At 69.7% G+C, this 17,192-nt stretch carries 14 protein-coding genes; 8 read left to right on the plus strand and 6 right to left on the minus strand.

Features of this window, described 5'->3' with window-relative positions; genetic code table 11:
- The first annotated feature begins 322 nt into the window (after window positions 1-322).
- The 4 genes from AC067M_RS36055 to AC067M_RS36070 all read left to right on the plus strand — a co-directional run bounded on the left by AC067M_RS36055 (window position 323) and on the right by AC067M_RS36070 (window position 6,696).
- Window positions 323-1,687 (plus strand): poly(ethylene terephthalate) hydrolase family protein, encoded by a 1,365-nt coding sequence (locus AC067M_RS36055; RefSeq protein WP_478701248.1) that lies wholly within the window; start codon window positions 323-325, stop codon window positions 1,685-1,687.
- A 444-nt stretch (window positions 1,688-2,131) separates the two neighbouring features.
- The gene (locus AC067M_RS36060) at window positions 2,132-3,547 is read left to right on the plus strand and encodes an RICIN domain-containing protein (RefSeq protein WP_478701249.1); all 1,416 of its coding nucleotides are present in this window, start codon (window positions 2,132-2,134) and stop codon (window positions 3,545-3,547) included.
- Window positions 3,548-3,796: 249 nt separating this feature from the next.
- Entirely contained in the window at window positions 3,797-6,490 is a 2,694-nt protein-coding gene (locus AC067M_RS36065; RefSeq protein ID WP_478701250.1) for an RICIN domain-containing protein, read from the plus strand.
- Window positions 6,491-6,528: 38 nt separating this feature from the next.
- Entirely contained in the window at window positions 6,529-6,696 is a 168-nt protein-coding gene (locus tag AC067M_RS36070; protein ID WP_478701251.1) for a DUF397 domain-containing protein, read from the plus strand.
- A gap of 45 nt (window positions 6,697-6,741) precedes the next feature.
- Here the strand turns inward: AC067M_RS36070 and AC067M_RS36075 are convergent, their stop codons facing one another.
- Window positions 6,742-7,728: a hypothetical protein gene (locus tag AC067M_RS36075; protein ID WP_478701252.1), complete on the minus strand. Its 987-nt coding sequence runs from the start codon at window positions 7,726-7,728 to the stop codon at window positions 6,742-6,744.
- 29 nt (window positions 7,729-7,757) lie between these two features.
- The gene (locus AC067M_RS36080) at window positions 7,758-9,137 is read right to left on the minus strand and encodes a S41 family peptidase (RefSeq protein WP_478701279.1); all 1,380 of its coding nucleotides are present in this window, start codon (window positions 9,135-9,137) and stop codon (window positions 7,758-7,760) included.
- A 123-nt stretch (window positions 9,138-9,260) separates the two neighbouring features.
- Here AC067M_RS36080 and AC067M_RS36085 point away from each other — a divergent pair, with 123 nt between their 5' ends.
- Window positions 9,261-10,238: an NAD-dependent epimerase/dehydratase family protein gene (locus tag AC067M_RS36085; RefSeq protein ID WP_478701253.1), complete on the plus strand. Its 978-nt coding sequence runs from the start codon at window positions 9,261-9,263 to the stop codon at window positions 10,236-10,238.
- A gap of 220 nt (window positions 10,239-10,458) precedes the next feature.
- Here AC067M_RS36085 and AC067M_RS36090 read toward each other — a convergent pair whose 3' ends face one another.
- Complete coding sequence (locus AC067M_RS36090) at window positions 10,459-11,358, minus strand: LysR family transcriptional regulator (protein ID WP_478701254.1); 900 nt, start codon at window positions 11,356-11,358, stop codon at window positions 10,459-10,461.
- Window positions 11,359-11,475: 117 nt separating this feature from the next.
- On the opposite strand from AC067M_RS36090, the gene AC067M_RS36095 reads away from it, so the two are divergent.
- From AC067M_RS36095 to AC067M_RS36105, 3 genes are all read left to right on the plus strand, one after another.
- Complete coding sequence (locus AC067M_RS36095) at window positions 11,476-11,916, plus strand: YybH family protein (RefSeq protein WP_478701255.1); 441 nt, start codon at window positions 11,476-11,478, stop codon at window positions 11,914-11,916.
- A 207-nt stretch (window positions 11,917-12,123) separates the two neighbouring features.
- The gene (locus AC067M_RS36100; RefSeq protein WP_478701256.1) at window positions 12,124-12,498 is read left to right on the plus strand and encodes a hypothetical protein; all 375 of its coding nucleotides are present in this window, start codon (window positions 12,124-12,126) and stop codon (window positions 12,496-12,498) included.
- Window positions 12,491-14,146, plus strand: a complete 1,656-nt coding sequence (locus tag AC067M_RS36105; protein WP_478701257.1) for a multicopper oxidase family protein — start codon at window positions 12,491-12,493, stop codon at window positions 14,144-14,146. Before AC067M_RS36100 ends, AC067M_RS36105 begins: the two co-directional genes overlap by 8 nt.
- 79 nt (window positions 14,147-14,225) lie before the next feature.
- Here AC067M_RS36105 and AC067M_RS36110 read toward each other — a convergent pair whose 3' ends face one another.
- Genes AC067M_RS36110 through AC067M_RS36120 form a run of 3 tightly spaced genes read right to left on the minus strand, consistent with a single transcriptional unit; the run spans window position 14,226 to window position 17,172 of the window.
- Complete coding sequence (locus tag AC067M_RS36110; protein WP_478701258.1) at window positions 14,226-14,900, minus strand: hypothetical protein; 675 nt, start codon at window positions 14,898-14,900, stop codon at window positions 14,226-14,228.
- A gap of 4 nt (window positions 14,901-14,904) precedes the next feature.
- The gene (locus AC067M_RS36115) at window positions 14,905-16,437 is read right to left on the minus strand and encodes a putative T7SS-secreted protein (protein WP_478701259.1); all 1,533 of its coding nucleotides are present in this window, start codon (window positions 16,435-16,437) and stop codon (window positions 14,905-14,907) included.
- 39 nt (window positions 16,438-16,476) lie between these two features.
- Window positions 16,477-17,172 carry a hypothetical protein gene (locus tag AC067M_RS36120; RefSeq protein ID WP_478701260.1) on the minus strand — a complete coding sequence of 232 codons (696 nt, stop codon included), beginning with the start codon at window positions 17,170-17,172 and terminating at the stop codon, window positions 16,477-16,479.
- Between the last annotated feature and the right edge of the window lie 20 nt (window positions 17,173-17,192).

Genomic DNA, 17,192 nt, shown 5'->3' on the forward strand with positions numbered 1-17,192 from the left:
CAGGGGCACTCTCGGTCATGACATGGGATCTCTGTGGGGCAGATCGACTGTCCTGATCGCCTTCCTCGTTTCACTGCGAGTGTGAACAGTCCATTGAAGTCGACGCATTGCTATGGCATCTTCACCCCGCAGTGGACACGGCGCGCTATACATCCCATCACTGAAGTGCTTGGTCTGATCTCACTTCATTGTGCACGCCCAAAATTTCAGGCACTCTCGCTATTCCCGTCGGGGGGTCACCATGCCGTTGTCGAGATCAACGCCGGGAGGCGCCGAAGCGGGGAGGGCGGGAACGAGGCGGTGGCGGTCGTGGATGGCGGCGGTGGCAGCCGTCGCGGCGGTCGTCGCTGCGATGTTCGTGGTGGCACCGGCGTCCGCCCTGCCGGCGTCAGGCACCGCCGCGCCGCGGGCCGCCCAGAGCAATCCGTACCAGCGCGGCCCTGATCCCACCGTGACCGGTATTGAGGCGTCGCGCGGTCCGTTCGCCACGGCGCAGATGGGTGTGGCGCCGGGCAACGGGTTCAACGGCGGGGTGGTCTACTACCCGACGGACACCAGCCTGGGCACGTGGGGAGCGTTGGCGATCGTGCCGGGGTACACGGCGCGGTGCGCCGACGAGGAGGCGTGGATGGGGCCGTGGCTCTCCTCATTCGGGTTCGTGGTGATCTGCATCGAGACCAACAGCCGGACCGACGGGGCCGATGCCCGGGCCGCCGAACTGCTGGCGGGGCTGAAGTGGCTGACCACGCAGAGCCCGGTCAAGGCGGAGATCGACCCGAATCGGCTGTCCGTACTGGGGCACTCCGCGGGCGGTGCCGGAGCGATCATCGCGGCGGAACGCCAGCCGTCGCTGAAGGCGGTGATCGGCCTTGCTCCGGGGTTCCCCGGCAACGGCCTGAGCATGGCCACCGACAGGGTGCCCACTCTGGTCATCGGCGGCCAGAACGACACGGTCGTCACCCCGTCGTATCTCAGCGGTCTGTACGCCACGCTGCCGGGCACCACGCAGAGCGGTTTCGCCCAGATCGCCGGAGCGGACCACGTGTACTACACCCGTCCGAACAACGTGGAGATGAAGCTGCTGATCCCGTGGCTGAAGGTGTTCGTGGACAACGACACCCGCTACACGCAGTTCCTCTGCCCCGCTCTGCCGGACCCCTCCAACGTCTCGGTCTACCAGCCGAAGTGCCCCTACGTGCCCCCGAGCGGCCCGACGCCGCCGCCGACGCCTGCCGGCGGTGAGCCTGTCCACGCGGTGGGTGCGGGCAAGTGCCTGGACGTACCGGATCAGCGCACGACAGCGGGCACGCAGGTGGAGATTCACACCTGCGGCGGCGGGGCCAACCAGTTGTGGACGCGTACTTCCTCCGGTCGGCTGACGGTGTACAGCGGTAGCTCGACCATGTGCTTGGACGCCGACGCGCGGGGCGCCAGTCCGGGTACGAAGGTGCAGATCTGGCCGTGCAACGGCGGGTCGAACCAGCAGTGGAATGTGAACGCGAACGGCACGATCACCGGGGCACAGTCCGGGCTGTGCCTGGACGTGACCGGTGGGGCCACCGCGAACGGCGCCTTGGTCGAACTGTGGACCTGCAACGGCGGGGCCAACCAGCACTGGACACTCGGACAGCCCGATAAGCGGCGCCGCTTCACCCAGGCAACCCAATGGCTGGGGCAAGTTCCCTGAAGGCATCACGACCGACGACCGGCAGGGGCCCACGGCCGTACTTCGACAACCAGCGCGCGCTCTAGCGGGTTCCGCCTGAGTGACGTCCCGGCGGCCAACACCACGACGGTCCCGACGGGTCGATCGTCGCCGGGCCGGCCTCCTTGGTGGCCGCGGCGATCAGCCCGGCGCAGACACGGGCCGTCGACTCCGCCGCGGTGCAGGGGGTGAGGTGTGCGCGTTCGGTGCGGAAAGAGGCCTGGCCGTATCAGGTGCGGCACCACCGCGGGCACGCTGCTGGCCCACCTGGGACTGCAACGGACCAACCAGATGTGGCCCCTCGGGCGGACCGCAGGAGACACGAATCCGCCCCGTGAGCCGGCGGCGAGCCTCCGAGAAGACTGCACGCACAGAAGGGACAACCCGATGGGAAACCCGATCGCCAACACACGTGGAAAGCCGGCCATGATGACCAGACTGCTGGCGGTGTTCGCACTCGCCGCAGGAATTCTGGCGGCCGGTCCGAACCCGGCACACGCTTCCACATCGCAGTTCAGAGGAGTGAACTGGGCCGACCAGAGAGACAACTTCGTCAACGGCGTACTGCACCCGTCCGGGCTCGGTGCGTCGGACACCTACTCATCGGCTTCCGCCGTGGCGGACCAGGTTGTTGGCCAGATGTACGCGACGACGGGCGCCAACACAGTGCGCATGCCTATCAACGAGCCCACTGTCGCCGGCTACTGGAACACCTACACCGGGGCGATCGACACGGCCCTCACCAAGGGAAACGTGATCCTCGCCTACTGGGCGTACACCGGTGGCAAGCCGGCGAGCACTGCCGGGTTCAACCAGATGTGGGACAAGGTCGTACAGAAGTACGGCTCCAATCCCAACGCCTACTTCGAGGTCATCAACGAGCCGTACGGTTACAGCACGACCAGCCTGGACGACATGTACAGCGGCTGGTTGGCAAGGTACCCCTCCGTGCCGCGCTCCAGGGTGATCCTCGACGGTGCCGGGCTGGCCCAGGACGTCGCCGCAGTCGGTCGCGACAGCCGCCTGGACGGCACTTTCCTGGCGGTGCACGACTACTCGTTCTTCGCGGGATACGAGGACGAGACCGAGTGGGCGAACCACCTCGCCGGCTACATCGGCGGATACGCCGCCCGCACGATCGCCACCGAGTGGGGCGGCCCGATGGGCCCGGGCAGCAAGAACGGCGTCCACTACAACACCATCGACTACAGCATTCCCAGTGGCTCGTTCTTCGCCGACTACGTCCGGGGTGTCAGCAGCGAACTGCGCACGCTCGGCATGGGGAGCGTCTACTGGCCGGGTCTGCGCGACGGCGACTGGTACAGCATGACCAGCAAGAGCGGCACCGGCTCGGGCATCAAGCTGTCTCTGGTGAACGCCTCGGGACTGACCCGCCTGCAGTACGCCTGGGGGATCGGCAACGGCGGCGGCACATATGTGCGGATCACCAACGCCGCCACCGGCCTGTACATCGACGGAGAGGGCCGCACGACCAGTGGGGCCACCGTCGGCGAAGCCAGCGGCAGCAGCAACCGGTACGAGCAGCAGTGGACCGTCGAGAACGATGGGCACTACGTGCGCATCAAGAACCGGGCAACCGGCCTGTACCTGGACGGGGCAGGCCGTACTTCGGACGGATCCGCGGTCACCCAGTACGGTGACAGCAACAGCACGAGCCAGCAGTGGTCGGTGCTGACCGACGCCGACAACGTGCGCATCAAGAACCGCACCACCGGCAAGTACATCGACGGCATGGGCCGCACCGGCAATGGATCTGATCTGGGCCAGTGGAGTGACAGCAACAGCACGAACCAGCAGTGGCGGATCGTAGCCGCCGGTTGACCTTCACCCCGCATCGCCTGCCGCGTGTGCTCGGAGAACAACGAAGCCTCCCGCGCCGGAGGCTGCCCCGGCAGAACCGGATCGTGGTGGCGAGCCGGAACTCGTTCACCGACCGGTAGCCGTGCGACGTCCCGCACTGCGACAACACCTCATCCACCTCGGGCGCGCACCTCGGCCGGGTCGCACCGCGCACAGCACGAAGCAGGCAGTGCGGTCTCCCCCCACCCCGTCAACGAAGGAGCTCGCGTCATGCGACAACACATTCGGCTGTGGCGCCGTCGACGCTTCACTCCGGTGATGGCGACCACCGCGGTGCTGCTCACCGCTGTGGTGGCAACGCACCCGGCCACCGCGGCAGGTGCGCGACCCACGGCGTCCACGGCGGCCGTTCCCACCGCGTCGGCGCCGGACGTCAACGGCGTCACCGCGGGCAACGCCGCGATCGCCTCGGCCGACCTGTCCGGCACGTGGGGCTTCACCCCGGCGGGCCGGTCGGCGACGTCGATCACGGTGCCGGGCGGCGGCTGGTACAAGCAGGGCTTCACCGATGTGAACGAGGCGGTGTACTCCCGCACCATCACCGTGCCGGACTCCGGGCAGCCGCAGTCCACGTGGATCGAGTTCGGCGCGGTGAACCACCAGGCGACCCTGTCGGTCGACGGGCGGAAGGTGGCGACCAGGACCACCGCCTTCACACCGTCGAACTTCGACATCAGCGCGTACGCGGCACCGGGTACCACGCACACCATCACGGTCGATGTGAAGGGCAGGGGCGCCCTGAAGAACCCCGCGAACGGCAGGTATCTGGTGCCCGACGCGGCCGACTGGGCCGAGGCCGTACCGCAGGGCATCTTCCGTTCGGCGTTCCTGCGCGTGTATCCGGCGGTGTACGTCAGCGACACGTTCGTCCGTACGTCCGTGGCCAATCAGACCCTCACCTACGACGCGTCGGTGACCAACACCTCCGGCGCCGCGCGGACGGTGACGCTGACCGGTTCGCTCGCATCGGACAACGCCACGTCGTTCAACTACCCGGCGCTGCCGAGCAGCACGGTGACCGTGGCCGCCCACTCGACCGTCAAGGTGACGGTCGGGCCGGTGGCGTGGAACCTGGGCTCCTCCTCGTACTGGTGGCCCAACGTCCCCTACCGGCAGGGGTATCGCGCCCAACTGCACCGCCTGACGGTCCACGCGGCGACCGACGACGGCCGCACCAGCGACGCGACCTACCGCTTCGGATTCCGGGAGAGCAGCCAGAACGGCGAGTACTACTACCTCAACGGCGTGCGGGTGAACTTCCGCGGCGACAACCTCCAGGGCGCGGACTTCGACCGCATCAACAACGGCGGCAAGGGCGACGCCTACGACACCCTGCCCGGCTTCCTCGCGCCCTCCTCGGGCAACGGCGGCTGGCCGCAGGCGGTCGACAACTACCAGCGGCTGAACTACAACGTGGTCCGCATTCATCAGGAGCCGGCCAGCCCCTACATGCTCGACGTGGCCGACGAGATGGGCCTGATGATCATCGACGAGACCGGCATCCGAGGCTCCAACAGCCTTCAGGACTTCGTCGCCGGGCACGACAACATGGTCGACCACGCCCGCGCGCTGACCCTGCGCGACCGCAACCACCCGGCGATCATCCGCTGGAGCCAGAGCAACGAGCCCGGCAGCAGCGGTATGGACTCGGAGCAGTTCGAGAAGGACCTGTACGCGGCGATGAACGGCAACGACGGCACCCGGCCGGTCAGCGTCGACGCGTGGGTCGGCGCTCCGGCCAACCCCTACCCCACCATGACGTACGCCAACTTCGATGTCTTCGGGCACTACTTGGACGGCTTCGGCGCCTACGGCGAGAAGGTCGTGTCGGTGCCCGGCCGGCCCGACGGCGAGGGCGAGTACATCTGGCCGAAGTGCAACACCAAGCAGGGCTTCGAGTGGTTCGCCACCACGATGGTGGCCAAGCGCGGCAAGGACGCCAGCGACTTGCGCCCCTACACCCTGCTGTCCGCCTGGGCGGGCGTCATACCCGGCGTCCGCACCACCGACTTCACCCCCGAAGAGGGCGGCCATCCCATCTACGGCGCCGACAACCTCTCCGACCCGTGGAGCAATCCGCAGATCCAGCGCATCCAGGCCGCGTTCAACCCCGTGGCCGCGATCGACCTGCCCTACTGGTCGGCCTCGGGCGCGTCGGACTCCAACGGCACCTTCCCGCTCCCGCAAGCGGTCCCCGGATACGCCGCCAACAGCACCGTGAACCGTACGATCTCGGTGTTCAACGACGACTTCACCGGCACCGCCGTGGGCTTCGCCTGGAGCGCCCACCTCGACAGCGCCACCGGCCCGGTGATCGCCTCCGGGAACACCACCCTCACCGTCCCGCTCGGCTCGAAGGCGACGCAGACCGTGTCGTTCACCGCGCCGTCCAGCGGCTCTCGGGTCTACCTCGTCCTGTCCACCAGCAAAGCCGGGACGACCGTGTTCAGCGACGCGGTCGAGTACTTCACCCTGGGCAGCTCCACGAGCCCCGCGCCGGGCACCTACCGGATCGTCAACCGCAACAGCGGCAAGCCGCTGGCCATCGTCGGCAACTCCACCGCCGACGGCGCCAAGGCCGTCCAGCAGACCGGCGGCGGGACCTGGACCCTCAGCGCCTCGGGCAGCGCCTTCACCCTGCGCTACAACCCCACCGGCAAGGTGCTCGACGTCAACGGCTTCTCCTCGACCGCCGGGCTCCAGCTCCAGCAGTGGACCGCCACCGGCGGCACCAACCAGCAGTGGTACCTGCGGACCACCGGCGACGGGTACTTCACCATCGTCAGCCACGACAGCGGCCTGGCGGCCGATGTGAACGGCCAGTCGAAGAACGACGGAGCCGCCGTCGTGCAGTGGACCGCCAACAACGGCGCCAACCAGCAATGGCAGCTGACACCGGCCTGAGCCGGCGGCCCGCCTGTCGGATGTGCCGCCACCTCCCCGTGGCGGCACATCCGGGGCGTGCGGACAGCGGCCCCGACGGCGACTCCTGCGTCGAGATCGCGATAGCGCCCCGCACCGTCCACGTCCGCGACTCCAAGCATCTCTCCGGTCCCCGCCTGGCCCTCACCCCCGCCGCCTGGACCGACTTTCTGCACGCGCTCACGTAGCGGCGGGGGCCGGCTGGGGGCCGATGGCCATGTGCGTGACAACGGTTATTGCATGTTCCGGATGTGCGGATGGTCGTACGACGCCGTGCAGACGTAGAGCTGCATGCTGTAGCCGCGGCCGATGTTGAGCTTGGTCGCGCAGGCGGGGCCGTCGGAGTGGTAGCCGGTGTAGTCGGCGTCCTCAAGGGGGCGCCAGCTGCCGCTGCCGCCGTCCCACTCGCAGCCGTCGAGGGTGAGAAGGGGCCGTACGTCGGATCCGCACTCCGCGCAGGACATGGGGAACGGGTCGGAGAAGCTCCAGGGGCCGTAACCGCCGACCTTGCAGCCGGGGGCCACACCGAGGTCGTACTGGTACTCGATCGCGTCGGACCACTCCTCCTCGACCCGCTCGACCAGTTCCTCCGGCAGCTCGTGCGGGGCCGGGTACTCCGTGACCGGCTCGGGGTGCAGGACGCACGGCTCGGGCAGGTAGGAGTCGTCGCCTATGACGGCCGGGCGGGGTGGGGTGGGGAGGGGGTCCGTGATCTCGGTGGACGTCCGCCAGCGGAGTTCGGTGCGGGGTAGGTAGTCCTCGTCGTGGTCGTACGCGCACCACAGCACCTGGAGCAGATCGGCGCCCTCCGGGCAGGGCAGCGCCGGTACGTCGGCCGCGTAGAGCTGGGCCACCGGGATCAGAGGGACGGGGCCGTCCTGGGGTATCCGCCGCTCGTTCGCGCGGTCGACGACGGCCCGCTCCTCGGGGGTCAGCAGGTCCTCGCCCTCCGCACGGGGCCGGGCCCAGGCAGCCGCCAGGATGCGGCGGCTCACGTGGACGTCGTCCGGCGCGTACCCGACGTACCAGGGGTCGGCGTGCTCCGGGCAGGTCGGCCACGGCTCGTCCGCCGGCCACAGCAGCGGACCGCCGATCGAGCTGTCCGCGGCCGTGGGGTTCCCGGAGCGCGGGTGCAGGCGCACGGTGGTCCGGGCCAGCGGTGCCAGCTCGGGGAAGTGGGCCGCTGCGTCGACGGGGCGCGGGGGTGTGGTGCGAGTCATGGCCGAGAGGGTACGGGGCGGCCCGGCCGCTATTGCTTCCGCCCACTGAGCAGGCGCATCGCGCGGTCGAACGCCGAGTCGCGACCCTCGGCGAACTCCTCCTCCGTGAAGACCGGTTCCGTCAGGTGCGGGGGGATGCCGGTGCCGTCGAAGGTGCGGCCGGTGCGGGTCAGGAACTCCTCGTTGGGCAGCCAGGCGGCCATGCCGTTGGGGAGGTTGCGGGACATGACGTCGGAGAAGACGCCCTGGGTGGGCTGGCCGATGCGTACCGTGCGGCCGGGGCGATCGATGAGGGCCTGGGTGAATGTCTCGCCGGCGCTCACCGTGGAGCCGCCGGTCAGGATCGCGAGGGGGCCGGTGTAGCGGGGTGCGTGGGCGGCCGGGGTGACGCGGATCGGCTCGGGGCGGGTGTGCCGGGTCGGGTCGGAGGGGTCGTTGCGGGCGCGCTTGGCGTAGGCGACGTACGGCGTGTCGGTGAGGCGTCCGGCGAGGTGGATGCCGAGGGCGTCGGAGCCGCCGCCGTTGATGCGGAGGTCGATGATCAGGCCGTGCAGGCGCTGGATGCGGGGGGCGGTGAAGACCGTGTTCAGCGTGCGGTCCAGTTCGGCGAGCTGGGCCGCGTGGGACCGGTCTTTCGTGTCGTACCCGGAGAAGGCGGACATCCGCAGGTAGCCGCGGCCGCCGGGCAGATCGGCGTAGGTGATCCGGCCGCTCGCGAAGTCCTGGCGGTACGTCGCGTGGGCGAGGTCGCGTTCCACGACGAACTGCTTGACCTTGGCGTCCAGTTCCTCGCTCGGCGCGGTCGTGCCGGGACGGACGTCGCCCTCGAAGCGGTCGCCGTCCTGCACGACGACATGGGCGTCGTACAGCGGCTTCACCATGCGGCGGAAGAGGGCGAACAGCTCGTCGCGGGAGGTGTCCGCGTGCACCTGCGGCCGGTAGCGGTCCCGCACGGCGTGCCAGTCGACGCCCTTGGCGGCGAAGAACGGGTAGTTCTCCTCGAAGGACTGCCAGAAGACGTCGAAGGCGGTGCGGGGGTCCTGGGGCGTCGGGCGGGTGCAGGCGGCGGGCAGTGCCGGGATGCGCCGCAGGCCGCGGTGGCTCACCGAGGCGTCCGCGGCGAGTGAGGCACGGTCGGGGCCCGGGCCGGGGCGTACGGTCAGGACGACGCCGTCCGTGGTGTACGTGCCGGGGCCGGTCCGCCGTGCGGAATCGCCCTTGAGGCAGCTCACGGCGGTGGTCTGGTACTCCTGGTACGTGCCGTCGCGGAGGTCGAGGACGGTGCCGTAGCCGTCCATGCGCCACAGGCCGTCGGTGGTGGTGCCCCCGGTGCCCCCGGAGGCACTGGCGTTCGGCGCGACCCCGGCGGCGAGGGCCAGGGCGACGGCGGTGGCGGTGGCGGTGGCGATGCGCACGATCTTGTTCTCCCCGTGTGGACTCGGCTCGCCCTTACCGTGCCGGAGGGAGCGGGGCGCGGACCATCCGGCGAACCGGTGGATCGGGGCTGGGGGCAGCCCTACCCTGTGGGCTGGATGAGGCAAAAGGGTTTGGAGGTCTGGGAGTTGAGTCCCCCCGTACGGATCGTCCTGACCGGACCGACCGGATTCATCGGCTCCGCAGTCCTGCGGGAGCTGGCGAGGCGGCGGCAGACGGACGCGCCGGTGGTCAGGGCCCTCGCCCGCCGGACCACCGAGAAGATCCGCGCGCACGCGGACGAGTGGCGGTACGCCGACCTGGCCGACATCGGCTCACTGCGCGGGGTCTGCGACGACGCCGACGTACTGCTGCACCTCGGCGGGGTCCTGGGACCGACCCCGGAGGACTGCCACACCGTGAACGTGCTGGGCACCGCCGCGCTCATGGAGGAGGCACGGGCCGCGGGCGTCGGACGGACGGTCCACCTCTCCACGGCCGCCGTCTACGGGCGAGGCCCGCACCGCGGCATCGACGTCGACGAGGTGGAACCGGCCCCGGTCTCGGCCGCCAGCGCGTCCCGGCTGGAGGCAGAGGCGTTCGCACTGGCCGCGGGGGCCGTCGTACTGCGTCCCGGGCTGGTGCTGGGGGAGGGCGACCGGTGGGTCGTGCCCGCGCTGGCTGAGCTGGTCCGGCGCGTTCCGGCACGGTGGAACGGGGGGAGGGCTCGACTCTCCACGGTGGCCGTGGAGGACCTCGCGCGCCTCATCGTCACCCTCGCCCTGGACGGGAAGGAGGTCGAGCCCGGCATCCACCACGCCAGCCACCCCGAGCCCGTCACCAGCGGAGCCCTGCTGCAAACCCTCGCCGACCTGGACGTACTGCCCCGGGTCACCGAGCCATGGCCCTGGGAGCGCTGCCTGGAGGCGTTGCGCGGGACCGAGGGACGGGCCGGTGAACGGCAGCTCTCCCTCGTCGCCCTCGATCACTGGTACGCGAGCGAGGACATCTGGCGGTCGGCCGACTGCCCACCCGGTCCGGGAACCCTGCACCGCCTCGCCGAGGCCGCCGAGTGGTACCGGCCGCGGGTGCGCTGACCGGCGTCGGCCGGTTCAGCTCCGGCGCTGCCAGGTCTGGAGGCCGGCCAGGGCGTAGGCGTCCCGGGTGACTGCGATCGCCCGGGCCGGCTCGGCACGGGCGGCCATGACTGCAGCCCGCCTGTCCGTGGCGGCTTGGAGCCGTCAAAGCGAAGCAAGCTCACGGGCTGAACCCGCGCGGTGCGGGGCGTGGTGGTGAGCTTCACGGTGAGTGTGATCGTCAGGGTTTGGCTTTGGGCTCCCCTGTGATCCAGTCCCAGTTGGTGATCGTGGTGCGCATCAGCCGGGCGGCGGTTGACAGGCGGTTGTCGGCGCCCCAATAGAGGGTGACCGTGCGACGGCAGTCGGGGCTGTCGACGGGGATCCAGGCAACGGGGGCGCGCGTGACGCTGCGGCGGGCGAAGGCGGGGGCGAGACCGATGCCCAGTCCCGCGCTGATCAGGTCGGCGATGGCGCTGTGTTCGTCGCTTTCGCAGACGATCTTCGGGGTGAGGCCTCGTGCGGCGAAGAGCCGGTCGAGCAGCCGGCGTAGCCAGTGTCCCTGTCGGGCGGTGACGAGGGGCTGGTCGGCCAGTTCGTCGATGGTCACAGACGTGCGGCCCGCCAGCGGATGATCGAGTGGCGTGCCCACCCCCACCGCCTCGTCGAACAGCTGCGCAGACTCCAGGCTCTCGGCGTGGATCGGCTGCGAGGCGACGCACAGATCGATCTCTTGGGCGCGCAGGCGGCGGGCCATGTCCTCGGGCGGCGACCAGTGGAGCTCGATCTCAGCGGCGGGATGCGCGCGCTTGTAGGCCGCCAGCGGCCCCGTGAGGGTGAGGAAGGTTTCCGACGCCAGTCTCACGGTGCCCAGGCCCTCGCTGGTGGCCTCGGCGACAGCGCGCCGTCCCGCGTCGAGCTCGCCGAGGGCACGTTCGACGTGATCGCGGAAGAGCTTGCCGCTGTCGTTCAGCCGGAGCCGGCCGCCCCGATCGAACAGCGGTACGCCTAGTTCGCTCTCCAAACGGGCGATGGTCCGGCTCAGGGACGGTTGCGCGATGTGCAGCTCGTCGGCGGCCCGGCTGAGGTGCTCCAGCCGCGCCACCACCAGGAACTGCCTGAGCGAGTTCAGCTCCATCATGCCTCCGGATACATAACGCCATAGCAATATTCCTCTTGGACAAGATAACTCCCGAGTCATAACGTCGGATTCGCGAGAAGCCAAGATTCCACCGCGAAGGGACGAGTCGGGGGAGCGATGACTACACAACACGAGGTAGACGAAGCCAAGATCCGCCAGCACATCCACAAGCTCGTCGAAGCACTCCAGAGCAAGGATCTCGATGGCCTGAGGCGGCTCTACGCAACGGACATCGTGTCCTTCGACGTCCAGCCGCCGCTCCAGCATGTGGGGGTCGAGGCCAAACTCAAGAACTGGGCGCCCGTCTTCACGTCCTTCGAGACTGTCACGTACGAGGTTCGCGACCTGACGCTCACCGTGGGCGACGACGTGGCGTTCGGGCACGCCTTCGCTCGTCTCAGCGGCACGCTCAGGGACGAGAGGGCGATCAGCGGTATGTGGGTCAGGGTCACGTACGGCCTCAGGAAGACCGACGGCACTTGGTTGATCGTGCACGACCAGGTCTCGGTGCCGCTCGACATCCTGAGCGGCACCGGAGTGGTGGACCTCGAGCCCTGATCCCCCGCCGCGTCATCGCGTGGCACATTCCGACTTCCCCCTGGCAGGCGCCGGTTCGTCGAGGTCGTCGGCGTACAGGTCGCTTGCGGCACGTGAGAAGGGCGACTCATGGTCACAATCGACAGATTCCGTCGGGCCGTGTCGGCTCGATCCGATGCCGCGCATCGGAGGTGGTCCTGTGGGTGGGGCATACGGGCGGTCGTCAGCGTGCACACCGTTGCGATCTTCGGTCAGCCCGTGTTCGCCGGCGTCTATCTGAGCGGCGACTACGACGCACTGCGCTGGCACACGGCCGGCGCCGACATCGTCACCTCCATCGGCTACGTGCAGTTGATCGTGGCCATCGTGGTCTGGGTGCGGCTGCGTCAGGCTTGGCCGTTCGTCGCCACGCTGGTGTTGGTGGCGGCGGAGACGGTGCAGTACTTCGCCGGGATGGACGGCGCGCTGTGGCTGCACCTTCCCCTGGGCGTGCTGACCATCGTCGGGCTCGCCGTGCTGTTCATCGCCGTATGGCGGCAGCCTGTCCCGCGGCCGGCTCCGTGCACGGCATCGGCCCCGCGCAAGGAGGAAGCCAGTGGCTGAAACTCGTGGAATCGGCAGGCGCCAGCTCCTCGGCATCGGCGGGGCGCTCGGGCTGATGGGCGTCACCGGGCTGACCGCCGCGGCGGGCTTGGCGCGCCACCCGGCCTCCACCGGCGACCAGTTACGCAGCGGTGTGCCGCTGCCGCCCGCGTTCCAGGTGCCGTTGCCGCTGCCGTCCGTCCTGAAGCCGGTCAGCACCTCGGGCGGCGTCGACCGCTACGAGATCACCCAGCGCGAGGCGACCCTGGAGGTCCTGCCCGGCGTCAAGACGCCGATGTGGACCTACGGTGGAACGTTCCCAGGTCCGACGATCGAGGCGCGCCGCGGCCGCCCGGTCACTGTGACGCATCACAACGAGCTGCCCGTGCCGACGGTCGTGCACCTGCATGGCGGACGGACCCCAGCCGCTTCCGACGGCTACCCGACCGACCTCGTCCTGCCGAAGAACTGGCGGGAGCCCGCGTCCCACATGATGCCCGGCGCGCAGGACATGGATGACATGGACGGCATTGGCGACATGGAGGACATGGAGGGCGTGCAGAGCATGCCGGGCATGCAGGATCCGAAGGCCGTGGTGACCAGGCTGACGCGGGACTACACGTTCCCGATGGACCAGCGGCCGACGCTGCTCTGGTACCACGACCACCGGATGGACTTCACCGCCCCCGCGATCTGGCGCGGCCTTGCCGGGCTGCACATCATCCGCGACGACGCCGAGGACTCGCTCGGCCTGCCCTCCGGGCCGCGTGAACTGCCGCTCATGATCGCCGACCGCGCGTTCGACGACCACGGCAACCTGCACTACCCCTCCCTCGATCCGACCCTGCGCAAACAGCCAGGTGTCGAGGAGGCCTACCTCGCCGGAGTCCTCGGCGATGTGATCCTGGTCAACGGCGCTCCCTGGCCCGTGCACGAGGTCGACGCCGCCCGCTACCGGCTGCGCATCCTGAACGCCTCCAACGCCCGTCACTACGACCTCGAAGCGGTCACCGTCGACGGACGCCGCCTCGACCTCGTCCAGGTCGGCGCCGACCAGGGCCTGCTTGCCGCGCCAGTCACCCACCGCACCCTGCCGATCGCCCCGGCCGAACGCTACGACGTGGTCGTCGACTTCGCGAAGGCCCCGGTCGGCGGCCGCGTCCGGATCGTCAACCGGCTGGGCTCCGGCCGCACCCGGGACGTCATGGCCTTCCGGGTCGCACGCAAGGCCGCCGACCACAGCCGCATCCCCCGCGTCCTCTCCCACGACCTGCCGACCTGGCGCCGGTCGGACGCCACGCGAACCCGCGACTTCTCCTTCCGCGCCGGACGCATGCACGGCGGCCACGGCTGGCTGATCGGCGGACTCCCGTTCGACCCGGCCCGCTCCGACGTCACCACCCGGCTCGGTGACGTCGAGGTGTGGCGGCTGATCGCGGACGTCCACCACCCCGTCCACCTTCACCTGGTCGGTTTCCGGGTGCTGTCGCGCAGCGGAAAGAAGCCGCTCCCCCACGACGCGGGCCTCAAGGACACCGTCTCGCTCCGCCCGGGCGAAGCGGCGGAGATCATCACCCGGTTCGACGGCTACCGCGGCCGCTACCTCTTCCACTGCCACAACGCCGAGCACGAGGACATGGGGATGATGGCCAACCTCGACATCATCTGACCTCTCGTCGGCGACAACACCGCCTCGCCGAGGCCGCCGAGTGGTACCGGCCGCGGGTGCGCTGACCGGCTCGGACGGTTCAGCTCCGGCGCTGCCAGGTCTGGAGGACGGCCAGGGCGTAGGCGACCCGGATGTCCAGGCGCTGGGGATCGAAGCGGTAGACCTTGTTGACGCCCCGGTAGTCCAGGGCCGTGCCGGGGCCCTGGGTCCGCCAGCGGGTGCGGATCGGTCTGCCGAACGTGTAGTCGTCCGTGGTTCCGTCGAAGAAGGCGTACAGGAGCGCGCAGAGCGCGAACAGGAACCAGACGGGCGCCGTCACCACGTAGAGGAGCCAGGCGTACCAGGTGCCCTGCTTGCCAGTGACCGGTCGCGGTGCGCCGGTGACCTGCGCGGACCAGCGGACGCGGCGGGGCCAGGGCAGGAGCCGGCCGGGGCGGCGGGTGATCCTTGCCAGCGGGGTGCCGTCGGCGGCGTGGACGTCGTAGGTGTCGGGCGTGGTCGGGTTGACGGAGAACCAGGGGCTGCCGCTCGGTCCGTCGTGGATCGAGAACGGTGTGGGCGCCTTGCGGGTCCACCGTTCCGCGGAGCGGGGCGCGATGACCCGGGCCAGCGGGGTGTCCTGCGGGCGGCGGGCGGTCGTCAACCGGATCGTCGAGCGCACGTCGGCGTCGGGCGGCAGTCCCAGTGACTGCGGATCGGACACCGGAACGGGGTTGTTCCCGGAGACCAGGAACATGTACGGGCTGTTGTCCACGGGGTCATCCAAACGGGTTGGCGTCGGCCAGGCGGCCGATGACATCTCCTGCAGTGTCGCGGGCCCGGTCGATGCCCTCGTGGATCTTCTCCGAGCCGTATTGGACCGGCTCGGTGGCGATCCGTACGCCTTCCTTGTAGAGGTTCTTCGCGCCGAGCGCCGCCTCGTAGCCGCGTGCCGTCCAGGAACGGGGGTCGATGTAGCGGCCGACGGTCTCGCCGGCGTTGTCGACGATCGGTTTGACGGAGTCCGCGAGCGCGGGGATACGCCCCAGCGGGGTGTTCTCGATCAGCTGGGGCATCACCCTCTGGAAGGCGACGTCCGTGATCCCCGCGCCGGCCTTGTACAGGTTGAAGTCACCGAACTCCTTGGCAACGGCCACCTTGAAGCGGTCCGCCATCGTGTCCGCGGTGATGTGGATCGCGTGTGCCTTGCTGCCGAGGGCGCTGACGTTGCGCATCACCCATTCCTCGGCGTCGTCGCCCAGCTTCGCGGTCCCGCCGACGTGCTCGATGATGTCGTCCGCGCGTTTCCAGGCGTCGGAGGCCTTCGCTCCGAAGTCCAGGACGTTCATCGGGATCTTGACGCCCTTGAACATGCCCTTGCCGACCTTCCCCAGCCGCAGGAGATCCCCGAACGGGACGAATCCCACCACGTCCAGGCCGATGTCCAGCCAGTTGCCCTTCTTCGCCCCGGCCGCCCAGCCGACGCCGTGGAAGAGCAGGGCGCCGGCGTTGAGCACCATGCCGATGCCCTCGAAGACTACGGCGCCGATGATGGTCTCGGAGAAGACGACCGCGAGGACGTCGCAGGCGGCACTGGCGTAGCCGAGCCAGTCCCCGATCTCGTAGATCGTGTCCGCGTGTTTCTTGATCCATCCCCAGAGGTCGCCCGCGAGATCCTTGATCCGGTCGCCCAGGCCCGCGATCGCGTCGACGAGCTTGTCGAGGAGGGACTCGACCGGCGCGGCCTCGGCCGCCCTGCGGATCAACTGGGCGGCGAGGCGGGCCGCTTCCTGGTGATCGTGCTGCAGCTCCCGCGCCTTCTTGATGATCGCGTCCAGGTCGTCGCTAGCCTCGTTCACCCGCTTCGTCGCGTGGTCCAGGCGCCGCTGTGCGTCCTGCAGTTCCCCGTCCGTGTCGAACGTCCGGCCCGCGAGCTTCAGGTCCGGGTTGCTCTGCGCCTGCGCCAGCGTCTCCTTGGCCGTCGCGGCGTCGTGCTCGTAGTGGCGTGCCTTGGTCTGGAAATCCGCCAGCTGCGACTCCCAGGTGCGCAGCGCGTGCGCGGCGTCGATCAGTGAGTCGTGCCCGTTGTCCAGGTACTTCGGCAGTACGCCCGTCTTCTCGGCGAAGGCGGACGCGGCTTGGCCCACCCATGCGCCGTCCGCCTTCCCCAGCCGGGTCAGGGTTCCGTGCGCGTCGTGGAGCTGCTTGCCTGCGCTGGTGAGCACGGTGACGAGTTGGTGCACGGAGGCGGGTATGCCGGGGGCGGGGTTGAAGCCGAGGGCGTCGTATGTCTCTGTCGTCTGCGGGTTCATGTCGTCTGCTGGTTCATGGGGACGATCTCCTCGACGCGATCAGTAGGAGCCGAAGGGGGAGGGCGGGGCGGCCTCTTTCGCGACCGCGGCCGCGGGTGCTTCGGCTTCGCCCTCGGCCTCGGCCTCGGCGAAGGTGACGGTGTCGGCGATGTCCGCGAGGACCGCCTGATAGTGGAAGAGGTCCTCGACATCGGCCGTGCTCAGGCAGAGCAGCAGAAGCCGGTCCTCGCCGGGGAACGGCACCCAGACCTCGATCCGTACGAAGAACCGTTCCTGCTCACCCGGTTCGCCCGCTTCTCCCTCCGGCAACTCCCATACGGCGCGGGACCCGGCGACGTGTACGACCGCGGGGCCGACGGGCAGGGAGACGAGCTGGACCTCGCCGCCCTGGCCCGCCTTGTCCAGCGCCTCCGCGATGCCGGCGGCGGTGAAGTGCGGGTCGGGGTTGTCCAGCTCGCGCACGCTGACGGTGAGCGTGGCGCGGCTGATGCGCTCGGGCGGCGTGGAACCGTCCGCGCTGCCGCCGATCGGGAAGATGCCGAGCGCGTTGTACACGGTGCCGCCCTCGACCAGGTTCTGCGCGTTCGCCGCGTACATGGCCGTGGTCAGCTTGCGCAGGGGCTCCAGGTCCTCGCGCTCGCCCCAGTAGTCGCGGGCGAACTGCCGCACCTGCGAGTCGAAGGCGTCCGCGTCGGCGCCCAGGCCCAGCGGGACGGCGTGAAACTCCGACGGCACCTGGAAACGGAACGCCGAGG

The sequence above is a fragment of the Streptomyces sp. NPDC043427 genome (assembly GCF_056436655.1).